Origin of the sequence: Roseovarius sp. Pro17, assembly GCF_035599575.1 — a bacterium.
GTDB lineage: Bacteria > Pseudomonadota > Alphaproteobacteria > Rhodobacterales > Rhodobacteraceae > Roseovarius.
Map to the genome: position 1 here is coordinate 3209660 of NZ_CP141179.1, position 16478 is coordinate 3226137.

Sequence of the window (16478 nt, forward strand, 5' to 3'; positions counted from 1 at the left end):
AAACCCCACGCAATCGCATATTCGAGACAGCATGACCTACATTCTCGCGATCGACCAAGGCACCACATCCAGCCGCGCCATACTCTTTGACGAAAAGCTGCACGCTTGCGCAGTCGCCCACCAGGAATTTCCCCAACATTACCCACAATCGGGCTGGGTCGAGCATAACGTATCCGATCTGTGGTCGACCGTCGTCGACACCTGCAGAAACGTCATCGACCGCGCGGGGATCACGCCCACCGACATTGCCGCGATTGGTATCACCAATCAACGCGAAACGACATTGGTCTGGAACCGTAGGACCGGTCATCCCATTCACAATGCCATTGTCTGGCAGGATAGGCGCACCGCCGCGATCTGCGCCTCACTGCGAGATGACGGCCTTGAGCCGATGTTCACCGAGCGCACTGGCCTGTTACTGGACCCCTATTTTTCCGGAACCAAGCTGAAGTGGTTACTCGACAACGTCGACGGCGCGCGGGCCGCGGCCCGCGCAGGCGATCTGATGTTCGGCACCGTTGACAGCTTTCTAGTCTGGAAGATGACCGGCGGAAAATCTCACCTCACCGACGCAACCAATGCTGCGCGTACGTTGCTCTACGACATTCACAAGGGGCGATGGAGCCGCACGATCTGCGATCTGCTAGACATTCCCATGGACTTGCTACCTGAGGTGCGTGACTGCTCGTCCGATTTCGGCACCACGCGCGATGACCTCTTTGGCCGGCCCATTCCGATTTGCGGTGTCGCGGGCGATCAGCAGGCTGCGACCATCGGGCAAGCCTGTTTTTCGGCCGGTATGCTGAAATCGACCTACGGTACAGGCTGTTTCGCACTGCTCAATACCGGCGACACGCCAGTTCGCTCGCACAACCGTTTGCTCACGACAATCGCCTATCAGCTGAACGGAAAGCCGACATATGCCCTCGAAGGGTCGATCTTTGTTGCGGGCGCCGTCGTGCAATGGCTGCGCGACGGGCTAAAGATAATCCGCTCGGCGCATGAGGCCCAACCGATGGCCGAGGCCGCCGATCCTGAACAAAACGTGATCCTGGTTCCAGCCTTCACTGGTCTTGGAGCGCCTTATTGGAACGCGGAATGTCGCGGCGCGATATTCGGTTTGTCGCGAAATTCCGGCCCAAACGAACTGGCGCGTGCCGCGCTCGAATCCGTTGGCTATCAGACGCGCGATCTGCTTGAGGCAATGCGGTTGGATTGGAACAGCGAAACTGACGGCGGCGCGGGCTGCGCTACGCTACGGGTGGATGGCGGGATGAGCGTATCCAATTGGACTATGCAATTCCTGTCTGACATCATCGACGCACCCGTCGACCGGCCCGCCACGATGGAAACCACAGCGATGGGCGTAGCCTGGCTGGCCGGTGAACGCGCGGGTCTTTACCCCGATCAGAAACGCTTTGCCCAGATGTGGGCCTTGGACCGCAAGTTCATCCCCTTGATGTCGAACGAAACGCGCCATGCCAAATACCAGACATGGCAGCGTGCAGTCGATGCGGCCCAATCATTCTGACCTGATTTGACCCTGATCGCGGGTTAAGACAGAAGCACCGCCACATCCAATACGACAGATCAAGTCAACATCGGGCCTCGATCCCGAGACCTGTCGCCAATATAAAGCGGCACAGATCGCCACTGCGAAAAGAACTTCGCTGCTAAGCTCATCGAGCCATAGGTCATGCTTGGCCCCTCATGCACAGCTAGGATATCTGGCAAATCTCGCTTTAGTCTTTTCGGGGGACTGGAAGCGGGGTTCAACGAGAGCAGAGTAAATCCCATAGGCCCGTTTGTCGTTTCATGGGCACCCCTTTCACGTTTCGTAGATTCAGAAAACGTAGCTCGAAGCCCTACGCTTTGCGGACATCCTTTAGCAGCTGGTTCTGTTGGCTGAGTTCAGCGAGCACCTTGTTAAGACGTCTGCCCTCGCCCTCAGCCGACTTCATCTGGCTGACAATGAATCCATCTATCACCCGACAGGTGCTACCTAGCGCGGATGCCACCATACTTTGCCCGACTAACAAAACGACGCCGTGCTAATGCCATGGTCGCGGCGCAACTTCGAGACCAGCAGGCCGCTTGCTGCCTGCAGCCTAACACAGGGACGAAATGTCATGGGGGTCGCCGGCTCTCATTATCTTCATCAGAATTCCCTCACTCACCTTGCTGAGAAAACTCCACGCCACATTCTTCAAATTTCGGGGCAGTTGCCCTTCGTTGAACCGGAAACCACCGGGACGGACGGCGAACTTCTGTGTGTGTGCTTAACAGATATAACACCGATGGACGACCTTCCGCCGCAATGATGAACACTGGACGACAATTCCGCACCGCTCCGCGCCGCCAATGTCGAGAGCTCAAAAACGTAGCGAGGTGCCCCGTCATAAAATTGCTCAGATGACTGTCTGTATCATTGGACGCAGCATATAGATCCGCGACCAGTTGCAGCGACGTATCGGACCATGGCCTCGCTGGCCGCGATCCGATCGCTGCTTCCACTGGCCGCGATCCGATCGCTGCTTCCACTGGCCACGAAGTTCAGCTTCAACGTACGACGAATTCCGCGTGAAGCGCACCTGCCGCCTTAATGCTCTTCAGAATGTCGATCATGTCCCGCGGGGCTACGCCCAGCGCATTCAATCCCGCCACCACCTCAGACAATGTCGTGCCCGGCGGAACCTCTGCCAGACCGATTCCCGGTTCTTCTTCGATCTGAGCGTTGGTGCGCGGAACGACAACTGTTTCGCCTTCCGCGAAGGGATTTGGCTGCACGGCGATCGGCGCCTCCTCGACGCGCAATGTCAAATTGCCCTGCGATACGGCGATACGGCTAATGCGCACGTCCTGTCCCATGACGATCGTGCCCGAGCGTTGATCGACGACGACGCGCGCTTTTCTTTCAGGTTCGACCAGCAGGTTCTCGATACGGGCCAGCGCATGCGCTGGCGATCGCATGCCTGTACGACCAATGTCGAGACGCACAGTTCCGCTATCGAGCATAATCGCGACCGCGCGACCAAAGTTGCCGTTGATCACGCTCTCAATACGCCCGGCAGTGGTGAAGTCCGGCTCGCGCAGAGCCAGCCGCAGCTGGTCGAGAGAGCTGAGCTCAAATGCAATCTCGCGCTCCACACGTGCGCCGGCCGGGATGGTGCCGGAGGTTGGAACACCTTGGACGACTGTGGCGGCGTCACCCCTGGCCGCTGCGCCGCCCGCAATGATCGTTCCCTGCGCGACGGCGTAGATTTGTCCGTCTGCCGCATTAAGCGGCGTCATCACAAGAGTGCCGCCCAAGAGGCTGTCGGCGTCGCCGATGGCCGATACAGTCACGTCGATCTGTCCGCCGGCGCGCGCGAAGGGCGGCAAGCTGCCGGTCACCAGAACCGCCGCCACGTTCTTTGGGCGAAACTGCTCGCCGGCCACATTGACTCCCAACCGCTCAAGTATATTCGACATGATCTCTTCGGTAAATGGAGCGTTGCGTAGACCGTCGCCAGTGCCGTTCAATCCGACGACAAGGCCGTAACCAACCAAGTCGTTGCCGCGCACACCGTCGAATTCGACCAAGTCCTTGATACGGATCTGGCTGGCCGAGACCGGTGGCGCAACGATGCAGACAGAAATGCATGCAACGACGAGAAAGCGGATTATCTGTATCAAAGGAAATTCACCAGATTGAGGCGCGACGTGCGCGCGGTAAGGGTGTAGATCATCTCAAGCTGAAACTGCACATCTTTCAGCGCGCTCGCCGTTTCGAACCTGTCGACCGACAGCAGCTCGCCACGCGCCATTTGCAATGAGGTACGTTCGGCCGCATTCTGCGATTGGGATTGTCCAATGCGATCGTCGGCATAACCCAGATCTGCGCGCAGATTCGTCACTTCATCTATCTGCGCACGCATTGCCCCCCCCGCCTGCCGCAAAAGCGAGCTCCGTTCCGCTCCATTCAGCGTTAGCGCATCGTCACCCGCAAGCGCGGCCATAACGACGTCTTTCATGGTGGCGCGCAGCACTGGATCGTCGGCGCGTATCGAAAGTCGGACGGATTCGCCCGCGCCAAGGCGAACAGGCGACAAATCATCCGTACCGCCGTTGTAAATAAGTGTCTCGAACCCGCCACTTGGATCATCGAAAAATGCGTCCATAGCGCTAGTCACCGATGCCGCGTCGGTCGCACCCGATACAACCGCGCGCGCAGCATCCATCAAAGCACTGCCACCGACCAACGGCGCGTTATTCAGAGAGGTTCCCGCAAAAATGGGCCGCCCAGCAACCTCGCTGTTCAGCGCCGAGACCATTGCGTCCAGCGAGTCGCGCGCGACGGACGATGCAGCGTCCAGTGCAGGCCCACCATTCACGTCGCTCACAAACAACGCTAATTCGGACACATCCGTAAGACGAGATTGAACTTGCTCGAGCGCGGTCTGCATCGTCGCAGCTTGAAACGATGCTTCGGCGCCGGCGGACTTGCGCGCGTCATTGAGGGCAATCTGGTTTTCGATATCAGAAAGTTGGCCGAAACTTCCGTTCAGATGTCGTGCGACATCGGATACCTGGCCAGAAGACAGCTCCTGCGTCAAGCGGCTTAGATCGGATTGAACGCTCGCGCTTTGGCGGCGCGATGTCAAAGATTGGGCCAAATCGCCTAGTGCATGAAAGTTCATGGGTCAAATCCTCAGAAGTGTTTGCATCATTTCATCGAGCGTCTGGATCATCCGGGCATTGGCGCTGTAGGCCTGCTCAATCAACAGGAGACGGGCTGTTTCCTCGTCGGAATTAACGCCGTCGGCCAGTAGCCGCTCTTCGAGGCCGGTTTGGCGGACGGCTGCGAAACTGGTGGCGCGATCCTCGGCCAGCGCAGTTTGTGCAAGCTGCGACACCATCGCGCCCAGATGCTGCGCCGTAGAACCGGACCCGCCGCCCAGATCACCCGAAGCCATCGCCCGACTGCCCGATAATGCATCGCCCAGCGCATGAAGAAACCCGGCGTCGCCTGCGGCGCCCGGACCAGCTGTGCCCAGCCCATCGCGCAATCTGCGCGCCTCGCCGCCCGCAGCGGGATCGACCAGCGCATTCAGCTGCATACGGCCCGCAACGCCAGTTTCATCTGCGGCATTAAAGACGCCACCGGCATCGGTGAAGATACCGGGATCGGTCGGGCCCCTAGTCGCATCTAGGGCGGGATCCTGGAAGCGATCGATCATGTCACGCGCCAAGGCATCGACCTGCCGCTGCGCATCAACCGAAAGCGAATCGCGCACCTCGAACAGGGCCGAAAGGCGCCCCCCCGAGATCGGGCTGCGCATTCCGGCCGGCGCGATGTCCCGGCCGTCGATCTTGATCCCTGAAAGCAGACCTACATCCAGCGTCATATGTGGCGCTATGTCATTCGAGCGCGTGAACTCGAGCGTTGCGCTCGGGCCGTCAACCAGCGGTGCACCGCCCGGAGTCATCAGTGCAACGGCGCCGTCGTCACGCGGCACCTCACGCACTGGGATCATGTCGGCGACCCGATCGACGACGACTTGCCGATGATCCAAAAGGCTGGATGGATCATGACCGCGCCGTTGTGCATTCTGGATCTGAACATTCAGATCGCGAACCTGCCCAAGATCGGCATTGAGGCCGCGCACGGCGCTTTCGATCTGCTCTTCGGCGCGCATACGCTGTGACTGGATATCATCGGACACGTTATTGAACCCCGCGACAACCTCGACGGCGCGCTGTGAGACCTGTTGCAGACGGTTGTCCGCCTCCGGGCGACTGGCGGCCGTGATCAACGCCGCCTCCAGCGCCGCGATACGGGCAGACAGGGATCCGGGTTGGTCCGGCGTGCCGACCGCTCCTTGAACTTCCTTCAGGAACTGCGCGCGCGTTTCGCTATGTGCGAGCGCGCTGTCGGCCAGCCTGCGATCGGATAGCACGCCGGCGTCGACGTGACGCGTGATGCCGGTCACACGAACGCCGCCCCCGGCGCCGTAGCGATCATGAGACAGCGCGATGTCGCGGCGGCCATACCCGTCGGTCTGGATGTTGGCGAGGTTTGCCGACACGACGCCAGCAGCGCGCGCATTCGCCGAGAGGCCGCTTAGCGCGTTGGACAGTGCAGAAGTAATGCTCATTGTGATATCCTTCGCTTAGATTTCGGCACGGGCGCGCCGGGCGCGCCCGCCTATCATCGTCGTATTAACGCTTGATATTCGTCGTTTCTTGCAGCATCTCGTCGACCGTCTGGATGACTTTGGCATTCGAGGAATAGGCACGCTGGGTCTGGATCATATCCGTTAACTCGCGCGCCACGTCGGTGGCGCTTTCCTCACGGGCGAAGGACACGATATCGCCCGTTGGTCCAGCGCCGGCGTCCCACAGGAAGAACGGACCACTATCAGGCGACGGCATGAAGGTTTGCTGGTCGAGAGACACCATACCGTTCGGATTGGGAAGATCGACCAGTGGCACCTGATAGATGATACGCGTCACCCCTGTATCAAAAGACGCATGGACAAACCCGTTTTCGTCAACCTCGGCAGATGTCATGTTGCCAACCGGCGAGCCATCCTTTGAGATCGCCAATGGCGCGAACTTGTCCCCCAGTTGAGTTAGCCCGTCCGGCGCGCCCAGCATGCCGATATTCACCTCCATAGGCCCACCTGCTACATTGACGATGAGCGAGCCGGTCGCGGCGTCGTATGCGCCGCCGGTGGCCCCGGTCGCCACATTCAGAAGAGTGCCGCCCGAAGCGCGTGAATCGTCGAAGCTCAGCGTGTACTCTCCTATTACGGCACCACCTTGAGCAGTATCGGTCAGGGTCATAGTCCACTCGTTCGAGTCCCCAGCGCCGGGAATAGTTGGCGTGAAACCGATTTCTACATTTTCCGGTTTTCCAAGATTGTCAAAATACACTACCGACAGGTTTTGGCCGGTGCCGTCCGCGCTGGCATTAGTATCGGTTGCAGGCAGGTTCAAACCCAGATTGATCGATGTCGTCGGCTCGCCGGTCAACTGATTCATGTTGATCTGGACTGGCTCCAGCCCGTCTACGGTATCACGCGGAAATTCGGGCACCGTGCCGTCGGGATTGGCTGGCCAGCCCAACAGAACCAGACCCCCTGCCGTCTTCAGAACTCCGTCTGCATCAGCACGAAACGAGCCTGTAGTCGTCAGAAGCATCTGCTGGTTACCGTTGCCAGCGCCTATCTGGCTGGACCGCGCGACCGGCAACATTCCTCGACCTCGAACGGCCAGATCCGTAGCATTCGACGTCGTGGTCAGCGAACCGCCCTGATCGATCAGTCGTTGGTTGACCGACCGTACGCCTCCGGCGGAATAGCTGCCGCCATTTCCGCTGAGGACCATGGACTGAAAATCCGTTTCGACCCGCTTATATCCGTATGTGGCCGAATTTGCGATATTGTCCGAAATCGCGGCCAGGCGGTTTGCGTTGGCATTGAGCCCCGCCACACCCGCATTGAGCGAAGAAGAAATTGTCATGGATACGCCTTTCTGCTGCATCGACTATCATCGACGACCAGATATACGCGCGCTCCTTTAACATCCGGCTAACAGATAAAATCGTTTCGATCCCCTGCTGGTCTGCGGGGGTCCGCACAGCGATTTCAGATATCGCTGCGCAGAAATACCACCTCTAGCCGGTTGTTGCGGACTGCCATCGGATTTCGCACAGCCGGGTCCCGATCCGCATGGCCGGTCACGCGGGCAAAACGTGCCGACGGCAGGCCCTCCAGCATTAGCATCTCGCGCATGTGCTGGGCGCGCTGAGTTGAGATGTCCCACACCGGATTATTCTTCAGAACAATAGGCGCAGCGCGTATATGAGCCTCGACAGCTACACGATTGCGCACTAGGCCGCCCATTTCCGACAGCAGCGCAGTCAACTGAAGCAATACCTGCGTTGGCTGTGCACCACCCTCCTCAAAGAGGGGTGCGTCTGCGATGTCAAAAATTTCGATCACCAGCCCCTCATCGGTGACGCGCGTAATGATGTGCCGCTTAAGCTTGGGCGACACCATGCTTTCGCCGCTCCGCCCGTTCAGGGTGGCGTCCAGCTTGCGCTGCAACTCCTCCAGCGCGGCATCAGAGCCGACGCCGGTTTCGCCACGTGCGAGGCGCGATTCCGTTGCACGTCGGTTCGTCGCACCCAGACCATCCTGGGGCAGGATATCCTCCGCCATGAGGCTCTCACCGCCGAAATGGCCGTCGGCGCCGCCGGAAATTCGGCTGATCGGCACGGTTGGGCTGAAATAATCCGCCAGTCCCCTGCGTTGTTTTTCAGTCGTCGCGCTCAAAAGCCACATCAACAGAAAGAACGCCATCATCGCCGTGACAAAGTCCGCATACGCGACCTTCCAGGCACCGCCATGATGCCCGCCGCCAGCGACGATCTTCTTTCTCTTGATGATGACTGGCGCCGCATTGCTGTGCGCGCTCATCTCACCACCTCTTAACTCACCCAAGGCAAGAGATAGCAGTCAGGTATTACGGCGCCGTTAACACTTCAATTTGTAGGGGTTTCCGACACGACCCGGTCTTATCGACCGGCCATCAGCCGCAGCATCGTCACACGTGACAGATACCCAGTGACGGGAATGGCGCGCGAATCCTGATACCAGCGAATAGCCTCGCGCGTTTGCGCGTCAAAGCGCCCATCGACAGCGCCCGGCTGCGCTCCGGCCTCGTCCAGGCGGCGCTCGATCATCAGGCGGCTGATGCCTGAATCGGCGATCTCGCCCTCTTCGGCCTGCGCGCGGGCCATATCGTCCGACCCGCCGGGTACAGCTTGAAACGCGTCAAGCTGATTGCGGGCGCGGGCGGCATAGCGGCCCTTGGGATACGCCTCGAGGAACGAAATGTAGTGATCCGGCGTGTCGCCCGCGCGGGCCTCTCGCCAAGCGCGGCGTTCGGCATCGTCCTGTTCGGTGCGGCGATCATCTTCGATTTTCGCCAGACCCGCGCCCGCGGCCTCTGCAAACACACCATCGGGGTAGCGCCCCAGATAAGCACGCAGACCAACCTCGCTTCCATCCTTGCCGGTTTCGGACCAGTAGGCGCGCTCCTCGCGCTCCTGCAGTTCGCGCGTCTCAGCCTCCTGAGCGGCCACCTCAGCCGCGTGCGCCTTGGCATCGGTGCGCAACGCAAACAACTGATTGCCCGTCAGATACCCCGTCTCTTCAAACCCACCCGTGCGCTGCCACGCGCCGATGGCCGCCCGGCTACCCTTGCCCAGACGTCCATCGATGCCCGAGCCATAATGGCCCAGCGCCTTGAGGTCCCTCTGGATACCCTTGCGGGCCTCGTCGCTCAGGTTCAGCTGGTCCTCAGCGGCGCGCGCCAGACGCTGCGGCTCGCCCCTGAGAATGACGATGCGCTCTTGGGCAAGTGCGCGATTGGCAGCATCAGGATAAGCGCGCAGATACATGCGGTAGGCCTCGATCGTGTCGACATCGCGGATGGCCTGCCAATATCCGGCCTGCATCATCTGTCCGTTTCCCGCTGCGGCTGCCTGCCCTAGGAAACCCAAATCCGCCGGGACATACCCCGACATTCGCACGCCGGACGGCAGACCTGCGGCCAGCGCGGCAAAGCTGGTCTCGGGTTCCAGCAGACCGCCCCTCAGAACATCGCTCAATGCGGCCGCGTCACCGACGATATAGGTCACCTCCCCGACCGACGTGATGTCGCCCAGGCCCGGCACCAGCCCCGACCCGAGCGATTTCGGCATACGCCCCGGAGCCAGCATGACGACACCGCGGCCGGACCTCTGGGCCATGTCCGACAGTGCGTTGATCGACATTCCAGTCGCGCCGATTGTAATGCTGCTGGCGCCCACCGCGTCATTGGACAGCGACCAATTATCGCGCGTATTCCCAGCGAAGGGACCGTAGACCACAATCAGCAGTCGCTCGACCTGACCGTCGTCCAGCATCGTCTGCACCTCCTGCGCGGCACGGCGCATGGCGGCCGCGTCGCGACGGGTGGGCTGCACGACAGTAAAACCGGCCTCCTTCAATGGCGCCTCAAAGGTGGAGGCAGACAGGCGCTCACCGCTGAGGAAAAACGGAGATTGCCCCGCGTCTCCATAGATCAGCGCGACGTTTTCGGCCCAGCCCGCGCCCGCCAAGATCACAGCCAGCGTAGCAAGTTTCAGGGTCGTGAATATCTGCATGTTGCAGCCCTCCAACCACGATCGGCGATGCCGTCGGGAACACTTGTCCAACAGTTCGGACAAATTTGAAAGTCCAGCCTTGGAAAAAACCAAAAATCCGCCGACACAACGCACCGGCGGGCTTTCATCGTTTCCAGAAGTACTCAAAGATGGTTGATCGCGCAGCGCATGGCCCGATCCGCGCGCTTAGTCCTGACTGAACCGTTCGATATGGGCGCGCATGTGCTCGGCCTCTTGGCGTGCCTCGCGCAGGCCGTCCATTGTTGCGGCCAGTTCGGCTTCGGTCTGGCTTAGCTGATTGGTCAGCTCGGCCTCGCGCTGCTGCAGATAGGTGATTGCCTGATCGCGCGTTTCCTCAGCCTCGTGAAGCTCTTGAGCCATGCGATCCAACTCACCGACGTCGGAATGTGATACGCGGATAAAGCGATGCACCAGCCAGTTCGCAAACCAACCCAGTGCAAAGGCAACGAATAAAATGATCGCTGTCGCGATGATAAACTCAGTCCTGTTCATCGCCCGTGCTTTCTTCCGTCGCTTCGCCTGCCTCTTCCTGCCCCTCTTCTGCGGCGCTTTCAAGCCCCGAGTTGTCCGAGTCCGGCGTGGGCTGGGCCTCTATCAGCTTGAATTCGATACGACGGTTCGCCTCGCGGCCCTCTTCGGTGTCGTTTCCGGCAATGGGCGTGCTCTCGCCAAAACCCTTTGCGGTATAGCTCGACGTCAACACCCGGCGCGAGCGCAGCGCCTCTAGGACGGCATTTGCACGGCCCTGACTCAGCTCTTCGTTCATCTCCTCACGGCCCTGACTGTCCGTGTGGCCGCCGATCTGGATCTGAATATCGCCGCACTTGCGGAGGATGTCTGCGATATCGTTCATAATCGCTGCGCCATTGCCGTCGATGTTAGACGAGCCGGGTTCGAAATTGATCTTGCGCTGCGATTGGATGGCGGCGATCTGCGCAATGCATTCCTCGGGGGTGGGCAGGCCCGCAACCGGATCCAGCGCCTCCTTGTAGGTCACGTCGATATCGAATTGTGCTGCGCCGCCCAGCTTCTCCGCCAGAAGGCCTGCGATCTGCGCGCTAGCGTCCTTGCGACCGGTCTGACCGGTTACAGTCAGATTGGTGGGCGTCACCACAACGGCGCCCTGCGCCAGATATCCCAACGCCTCAAGGCCGGTCAGCACGCGCACCGGCCATTCGGCGGGCAACCCCTCGACGACGCGCGCCTTGACATAGACCGCGTCCGAGCGGAACCGCGCCTTGGCAAAGCTGTCGACCGTCTCGCGCAACCGTTGACTGCCCAGCTTGCCCCGCAGTTGCACCTGCCCCTCGGGCGACAGCGTGGCGATGAATTCGGGGGTCACCGGAGCGCCCTCGACGTCCGGTGGCGGCAACACGGCATGAAGGGCAAAGACATCGGGCAAATCGCTGTTCAGCCCGCCGACAATATCGTCGAACTTTGATTCTGGCGTGCCTTGGGGGGCGATCAGCGCAATATCGGCGTCGGCGAAGGTCACGCTGCCGCCACCCAGATCGCCCAGCGCGGTGATCGCCCGAACGGCGGCGCGGCCCCACGCAGGCGTCGGAACGCCCAGACCGATGGTGCAGTCCGCCTCACCCTCCAGCCCCGCAGCGCGGGCGGCCTCGACAATTTCTCGCTGCGCCTCGGGCGTATCAGCCGAACAGGCATCAAAGCGTGCCACGCCATCTTCGATCAGGAAGCGCAGGGTAAAGGGCGTGATGACAGGCCGCGGCGCCGATACGTCCACCGACACACGCAGACCGGCAGGCACTCGCCGTTGAAGGCTCTGCTCCAGCGCCAGTTTCTCTTCGGGACTGTCGGCCATTGTGATGATCGCGACGCGCCCCGAATCGACCGAAATCTTGGCGCGCGGGAGCTGCCCCAGCGCCCGTATGGCGTATCGCACGGCGGCGTCCCAGCCACTGGCCACCGGATAATCGGCGGCCTCCAGCAAATCCGATACCTCTGCGCCGTCTGCAGCATCGGCCATATCCTCAAGGAAATCCTCACGATCCATCGACGCTGGGATCAGCCCGATCAGCGATATCCCGTGATCGTTGCGCAGGATCTCAACCGAAAAGCGGGGCGGCGCGATCTCGGCGGAATCCTCGATCAGCATCTGGTCGATCACCCGCGCCGCATCCACGATGCGCCCCGCCACTGTCAGCGCGGCAAAACGCTTGGCCTCGCTGGGCGCAACCCCGGCCAGAAAAACCTGCAAACCGTCGGCGTCGACGTCGGTCCAGGTCATCCCTTCCTTGTCCAACTCGCTGCGCACGCTGCGGCGGGCGTTGTCCTCAATCACGCGGACCGAAAAGCCGGCAGCGACGAGGCACAGAATCGCTGCCAAGAAAAACGTTCCGGCAATCGCGAAAACAGAAGAAAGGCGCATGAGTGGCCCAATCGTTATGAAAACCTAGGGGCGTTTTAGGCCCCTAGCCGCGGTTATTCAATCACACCAAGAGGGCGATGGCAAAAAACGGCAGGGGCAGCAGGCCCGCGTCCCGGTTCGAGCGAAATAGCGTCAGCAGGCCCTTGGTGTCTTCGGTATCGAGCCGCGTCATCTGCCACAGCATGTGCAGGCCCAGCGCCCATGGACCCAGCAACGCGACCAGAACGGCGATCCCATTGCCCCCCTTCGCCGCCAGTATCACAGCTGCGGTCATCAGCACGACAGCAGCCACCAGAAACCGGCGCAGCCAGATGGGCGAGCGGTCGCCAAATAGACGCGCGGTGGATTTCACTCCGATCAGCGCGTCGTCTTCGGCATCCTGATGCGCATAGATCGTGTCATAGAATAGCGTCCATGCGATCCCTGCCAGATAAAGGATCACCGCAGGCCATTCCAGCCGCCCAGTATGCGCCGTCCACGCCAGCAGCGCGCCCCAGTTGAACGCGATGCCCAGAAACACCTGCGGCCACCACGTGAACCGCTTGGCAAAGGGATAAATCGCCACCGGCACCAGCGCGAGGATGCCGAGGGCGATCGCCATGGGTGGAAACGTCAGCAGGATCAAAAGTGCCACCAGCGTCTGCGCTACCAGCCATGCCAGTGCGCCGCGCACACTGACCTGCCCCGACGGGATAGGCCGCGAGGCTGTGCGTGCCACGCTGCCGTCGATATGCCGGTCGGTGATGTCGTTCCACGTGCAGCCAGCACCGCGCATCAGGAACGCGCCCAGCGCACAACCTATGAAAATCCACAGATCGAACCAGCGCGCCTGCCCGTCATGCAACATCGCCAGCAGCAAACCCCACCAGCAGGGCAGCAGCAGCAGCCATGTCCCAATGGGCCGATCCGCGCGAGACAGGCGCAGATAGGGCCGCGCCGCCGCTGGCGCGCGCCGATCCACCCAGTTTCCGGCAGCGGCATCGGCCACGGTGCCCTCTGGTCTAGGGTTGGCTGGGGTCATATGGTGCACCTCATGAATACGGCCAAGATCAGATTGTATGTAGAGCAGCCATTGGGGCCGGGGCAAACGGTTCCTCTTAACCGCGATCAGGCGCATTACCTTTTTGGCGTGATGCGGCAGGGCATCGCAGCGCGGGTCGCATTGTTCAATGGCACAGATGGCGAATGGCTGTCCGAGGTGACCGAGGCAGGCAAGAAGGGTGGCACGCTGACCTGCCTGTCGCAGACAAAGCCTCTGCAAATGCCGCCCGATCTCTGGCTGCTCTTTGCGCCTATCAAAAAGGCGCGCACTGATTTCATCGTCGAAAAGGCGGCTGAGATGGGCGCCGCACGCATTTGCCCGGTGCAGACCGACTTTACCAATTCCGAGCGTATCCGGCAGGACCGCTTGCAGGCCCACGCTATTGAGGCGGCCGAGCAATGTGGTGGCACATACGTCCCTCCGGTGGACTCTCTGCACAAGCTGGGCACGCTGCTGGACGGCTGGGATCCGGCGCGCCGCATCATGTTTTGCGACGAGTCACTGGCGTCGGCGTCGGGCGCTGATCTGTTCAGCGCCGGACATTCCGGCCCATGGGCCATTCTGATCGGCCCCGAAGGTGGTTTCTCGGAGCCGGAGCGCAAGCGCCTCGCCGCGCTGCCCCACGCCTATGCCACCCGCCTTGGTCCGCGCATCCTGCGCGCCGATACTGCCGCCGTCGCAGCGCTGACGCTGTGGCAAAGCGCCTTGGGCGACTGGGCATGAGCCGCTTTCTGCGCCCCGAGGCGGTCGCGGCGCTGCAACGCTCGCAGGGCGTTCTGGTAAGCGCGGCGGTGCTGGCATTGGGGCTATATGTGGCGCTGCGCAGCTTTGGCCTGATCTTCTGGCTGGGCGCAGTGATCGCGCTGGCCGGCGCCGTGTCGCTGATCGCCGCCGCGCAGCGGATGCGCTTTGCCGCCGGATCGGGCGGCCCCGGTGTGGTGCAGATCGACGAAGGCGCCATCGGCTATTTCGGCCCCTTGGGTGGCGGCGTGATCGCGCGCTCGGAAATGACCGCGCTCACGCTGGATCGCACAGGCAAGCCCGCGCATTGGGTTCTCAGCCAGCCGGATCAGCCCGACGTGATGATTCCGCTGACTGCCGCGGGGGCTGACGCGCTCTTTGATGTTTTCGCCGCGCTGCCCGGTATGCGCACCGAACGGATGCTGGCCGAAATGCGCCTGACGACGCCCGGCACGACCATTTTGTGGCAGCGCCCCGGCACCGTCGCGCCGCATCTGCGGCTAATGTGACCGGCGCGCATTCGCTGTTCGCGGGTTGACACCCCCCTGCCCCCGCGCCACCTACTTAACGCTAACACACAGCGTTTCGACATATTGCCCTGCCAAGATCTATGTCAAAACGCCTACGACAAATGATTGTTGCGCGCGTTTCGAGTTCCCGTTGGGTCTCAACTGCGCACTCGAAACGCTTTAGCGGAGGCCAAGCCATGTCCATTCCCCAGTCCGGCGGCGGGCCGATCGAACACTACAGCCAATTGGCCGACTACCTTGAGGACGGCAACAAGCCCAAGGAAGACTGGCGCATCGGCACCGAGCACGAGAAGTTCGGCTATTGCAAGGACACGCATCAGCCCATCCCCTATCGCGGAGAGCGCAGCGTTCTGGCCGTTCTTGAGGGGCTGCGCGATGCCCATGGCTGGTCGCCCGTCACTGAGGATGGCAATCTGATCGGGCTGGAAAAAGACGGCGCGAATGTCTCGCTCGAACCGGGCGGCCAGTTGGAGTTGTCAGGCGCTCCGCTGGAGACGATCCACGGCACCTGCGACGAGGTCAACGTGCATCTGCGCGAGGTCAAGGATGTGGCCGACCGTGTCGGCGTAGGCATTATCGGGCTGGGCGCGGCGCCCGAATGGAAGCATGAGGACATGCCCCTGATGCCCAAGGGCCGCTACAAGCTGATGGATGCCTACATGCAAAAGGTCGGCACGATGGGCCGGGTCATGATGCGCCGTACCTGCACGGTACAGGTCAATCTGGACTTTGCGTCCGAGGCCGACATGGTTCAAAAATTCCGCGTGGCGCTGGCGCTTCAACCGGTCGCAACCGCCCTCTTCGCCAACTCGCCATTTTTCGAGGGCAAAACGAACGGCCATAAATCGTGGCGCAGCCGCGTCTGGCGCGATCTGGACGCCGATCGCACAGGGATGCTGCCCTTCGTCTTTGAGGACGGCATGGGGTTCGATCGATATGTCGACTACGCCCTCGATGTGCCGATGTACTTTGTTTACCGCGACGGCAAATATATCGATGCGCTGGGTATGTCCTTTCGCGACTTCATGCGCGGTGAGTTGCCCGCACTGCCGGGCGAGGTTGCGACTCTGTCGGACTGGGCCGATCACCTCACAACGACCTTCCCCGAGGCACGTATTAAGAAATTCATGGAGATGCGCGGTGCAGATGGCGGCCCGTGGCGACGCCTGTGTGCGTTGCCCGCCTTCTGGACCGGTATCTTGTATGATCAAAGCAGCCTTGATGCCGCTTGGGATCTGGTCAAGCATTGGACGCCTGAGCAACGCGAGGCGCTGCGCGTCGCTGCCAGCGTCGATGCGCTTCAGGCCAAGGTTGATGGTATCGACATGCACGAAATCGCGCGGCAGGCGGTGGACATCTCGGGGGCTGGTCTGCGCGCCCGCGCCCGTCCCGGCGCCGAAGGCCTGATCCCCGATGAAACGCATTTCCTGAATGCCCTGCGCGAGAGCATCGAGTCGGGCCAGACCCCGGCCGACGAGCTACTGGCGCGCTATAATGGCGAATGGAACGGCGATCTCAGCCGGATCTACGGCGAATATTCCTACTGATCCTGCA

Annotated in this window: 13 protein-coding genes; 4 read left to right on the forward strand and 9 right to left on the reverse strand. The window is 61.3% G+C overall.

The window, feature by feature from the left end:
- The first annotated feature begins 31 nt into the window (after nucleotides 1–31).
- Nucleotides 32–1531 (forward strand): glycerol kinase GlpK, encoded by a 1500-nt coding sequence (glpK, locus tag U3654_RS15475; protein ID WP_324752443.1) that lies wholly within the window; start codon nucleotides 32–34, stop codon nucleotides 1529–1531.
- 1028 nt (nucleotides 1532–2559) lie between these two features.
- Here glpK and U3654_RS15480 read toward each other — a convergent pair.
- The 9 genes from U3654_RS15480 to ubiA all read right to left on the reverse strand — a co-directional run bounded on the left by U3654_RS15480 (nucleotide 2560) and on the right by ubiA (nucleotide 13632).
- On the reverse strand, nucleotides 2560–3675 hold the full coding sequence (locus U3654_RS15480; protein ID WP_416384525.1) for a flagellar basal body P-ring protein FlgI: 1116 nt from the start codon (nucleotides 3673–3675) through the stop codon (nucleotides 2560–2562).
- Nucleotides 3672–4679, reverse strand: coding sequence for a flagellin (locus U3654_RS15485; RefSeq protein ID WP_324752444.1), 1008 nt, complete (start codon nucleotides 4677–4679; stop codon nucleotides 3672–3674). The genes U3654_RS15480 and U3654_RS15485 overlap by 4 nt, the downstream gene beginning before the upstream one ends.
- A gap of 3 nt (nucleotides 4680–4682) precedes the next feature.
- Nucleotides 4683–6137: a flagellar hook-associated protein FlgK gene (gene flgK / locus U3654_RS15490; protein ID WP_324752445.1), complete on the reverse strand. Its 1455-nt coding sequence runs from the start codon at nucleotides 6135–6137 to the stop codon at nucleotides 4683–4685.
- Between the two features lie 64 nt (nucleotides 6138–6201).
- On the reverse strand, nucleotides 6202–7506 hold the full coding sequence (locus U3654_RS15495; protein ID WP_324752446.1) for a flagellar hook-basal body complex protein: 1305 nt from the start codon (nucleotides 7504–7506) through the stop codon (nucleotides 6202–6204).
- Between the two features lie 125 nt (nucleotides 7507–7631).
- Nucleotides 7632–8465: a flagellar motor protein MotB gene (locus U3654_RS15500; RefSeq protein WP_324752447.1), complete on the reverse strand. Its 834-nt coding sequence runs from the start codon at nucleotides 8463–8465 to the stop codon at nucleotides 7632–7634.
- A 98-nt stretch (nucleotides 8466–8563) separates the two neighbouring features.
- Nucleotides 8564–10198, reverse strand: coding sequence for a peptidoglycan-binding domain-containing protein (locus U3654_RS15505; RefSeq protein ID WP_324752448.1), 1635 nt, complete (start codon nucleotides 10196–10198; stop codon nucleotides 8564–8566).
- Nucleotides 10199–10384: 186 nt separating this feature from the next.
- Complete coding sequence (locus tag U3654_RS15510) at nucleotides 10385–10711, reverse strand: hypothetical protein (protein ID WP_324752449.1); 327 nt, start codon at nucleotides 10709–10711, stop codon at nucleotides 10385–10387.
- Entirely contained in the window at nucleotides 10698–12611 is a 1914-nt protein-coding gene (locus U3654_RS15515; RefSeq protein ID WP_416384526.1) for an OmpA family protein, read from the reverse strand. The genes U3654_RS15510 and U3654_RS15515 overlap by 14 nt, the downstream gene beginning before the upstream one ends.
- 61 nt (nucleotides 12612–12672) lie before the next feature.
- The gene (gene ubiA / locus U3654_RS15520; RefSeq protein WP_324752451.1) at nucleotides 12673–13632 is read right to left on the reverse strand and encodes a 4-hydroxybenzoate octaprenyltransferase; all 960 of its coding nucleotides are present in this window, start codon (nucleotides 13630–13632) and stop codon (nucleotides 12673–12675) included.
- A gap of 12 nt (nucleotides 13633–13644) precedes the next feature.
- Between ubiA and U3654_RS15525 the strand changes: the two genes are divergently transcribed.
- The 3 genes from U3654_RS15525 to U3654_RS15535 all read left to right on the forward strand — a co-directional run bounded on the left by U3654_RS15525 (nucleotide 13645) and on the right by U3654_RS15535 (nucleotide 16471).
- Complete coding sequence (locus tag U3654_RS15525; protein WP_324752452.1) at nucleotides 13645–14376, forward strand: 16S rRNA (uracil(1498)-N(3))-methyltransferase; 732 nt, start codon at nucleotides 13645–13647, stop codon at nucleotides 14374–14376.
- The gene (locus tag U3654_RS15530) at nucleotides 14373–14903 is read left to right on the forward strand and encodes a hypothetical protein (protein ID WP_324752453.1); all 531 of its coding nucleotides are present in this window, start codon (nucleotides 14373–14375) and stop codon (nucleotides 14901–14903) included. The genes U3654_RS15525 and U3654_RS15530 overlap by 4 nt, the downstream gene beginning before the upstream one ends.
- A 197-nt stretch (nucleotides 14904–15100) precedes the next feature.
- Nucleotides 15101–16471, forward strand: a complete 1371-nt coding sequence (locus U3654_RS15535; RefSeq protein ID WP_324752454.1) for a glutamate--cysteine ligase — start codon at nucleotides 15101–15103, stop codon at nucleotides 16469–16471.
- The last annotated feature ends 7 nt before the right edge of the window (nucleotides 16472–16478 follow it).

Excerpts from the sequence above, each read along its gene's own strand:
- U3654_RS15500 (WP_324752447.1), bottom strand. The coding sequence starts at position 8,465 with ATGAGCGCGCACAGCAATGCGGCGCCAGTCATCATCAAGAGAAAGAAG.
- U3654_RS15530 (WP_324752453.1), top strand. The coding sequence starts at position 14,373 with ATGAGCCGCTTTCTGCGCCCCGAGGCGGTCGCGGCGCTGCAACGCTCG.
- U3654_RS15510 (WP_324752449.1), bottom strand. The coding sequence starts at position 10,711 with ATGAACAGGACTGAGTTTATCATCGCGACAGCGATCATTTTATTCGTT.
- U3654_RS15505 (WP_324752448.1), bottom strand. The coding sequence starts at position 10,198 with ATGCAGATATTCACGACCCTGAAACTTGCTACGCTGGCTGTGATCTTG.
- U3654_RS15485 (WP_324752444.1), bottom strand. The coding sequence starts at position 4,679 with ATGAACTTTCATGCACTAGGCGATTTGGCCCAATCTTTGACATCGCGC.
- ubiA (WP_324752451.1), bottom strand. The coding sequence starts at position 13,632 with ATGACCCCAGCCAACCCTAGACCAGAGGGCACCGTGGCCGATGCCGCT.
- U3654_RS15525 (WP_324752452.1), top strand. The coding sequence starts at position 13,645 with ATGAATACGGCCAAGATCAGATTGTATGTAGAGCAGCCATTGGGGCCG.
- flgK (WP_324752445.1), bottom strand. The coding sequence starts at position 6,137 with ATGAGCATTACTTCTGCACTGTCCAACGCGCTAAGCGGCCTCTCGGCG.
- U3654_RS15495 (WP_324752446.1), bottom strand. The coding sequence starts at position 7,506 with ATGACAATTTCTTCTTCGCTCAATGCGGGTGTGGCGGGGCTCAATGCC.
- U3654_RS15515 (WP_416384526.1), bottom strand. The coding sequence starts at position 12,611 with ATGCGCCTTTCTTCTGTTTTCGCGATTGCCGGAACGTTTTTCTTGGCA.
- U3654_RS15535 (WP_324752454.1), top strand. The coding sequence starts at position 15,101 with ATGTCCATTCCCCAGTCCGGCGGCGGGCCGATCGAACACTACAGCCAA.
- glpK (WP_324752443.1), top strand. The coding sequence starts at position 32 with ATGACCTACATTCTCGCGATCGACCAAGGCACCACATCCAGCCGCGCC.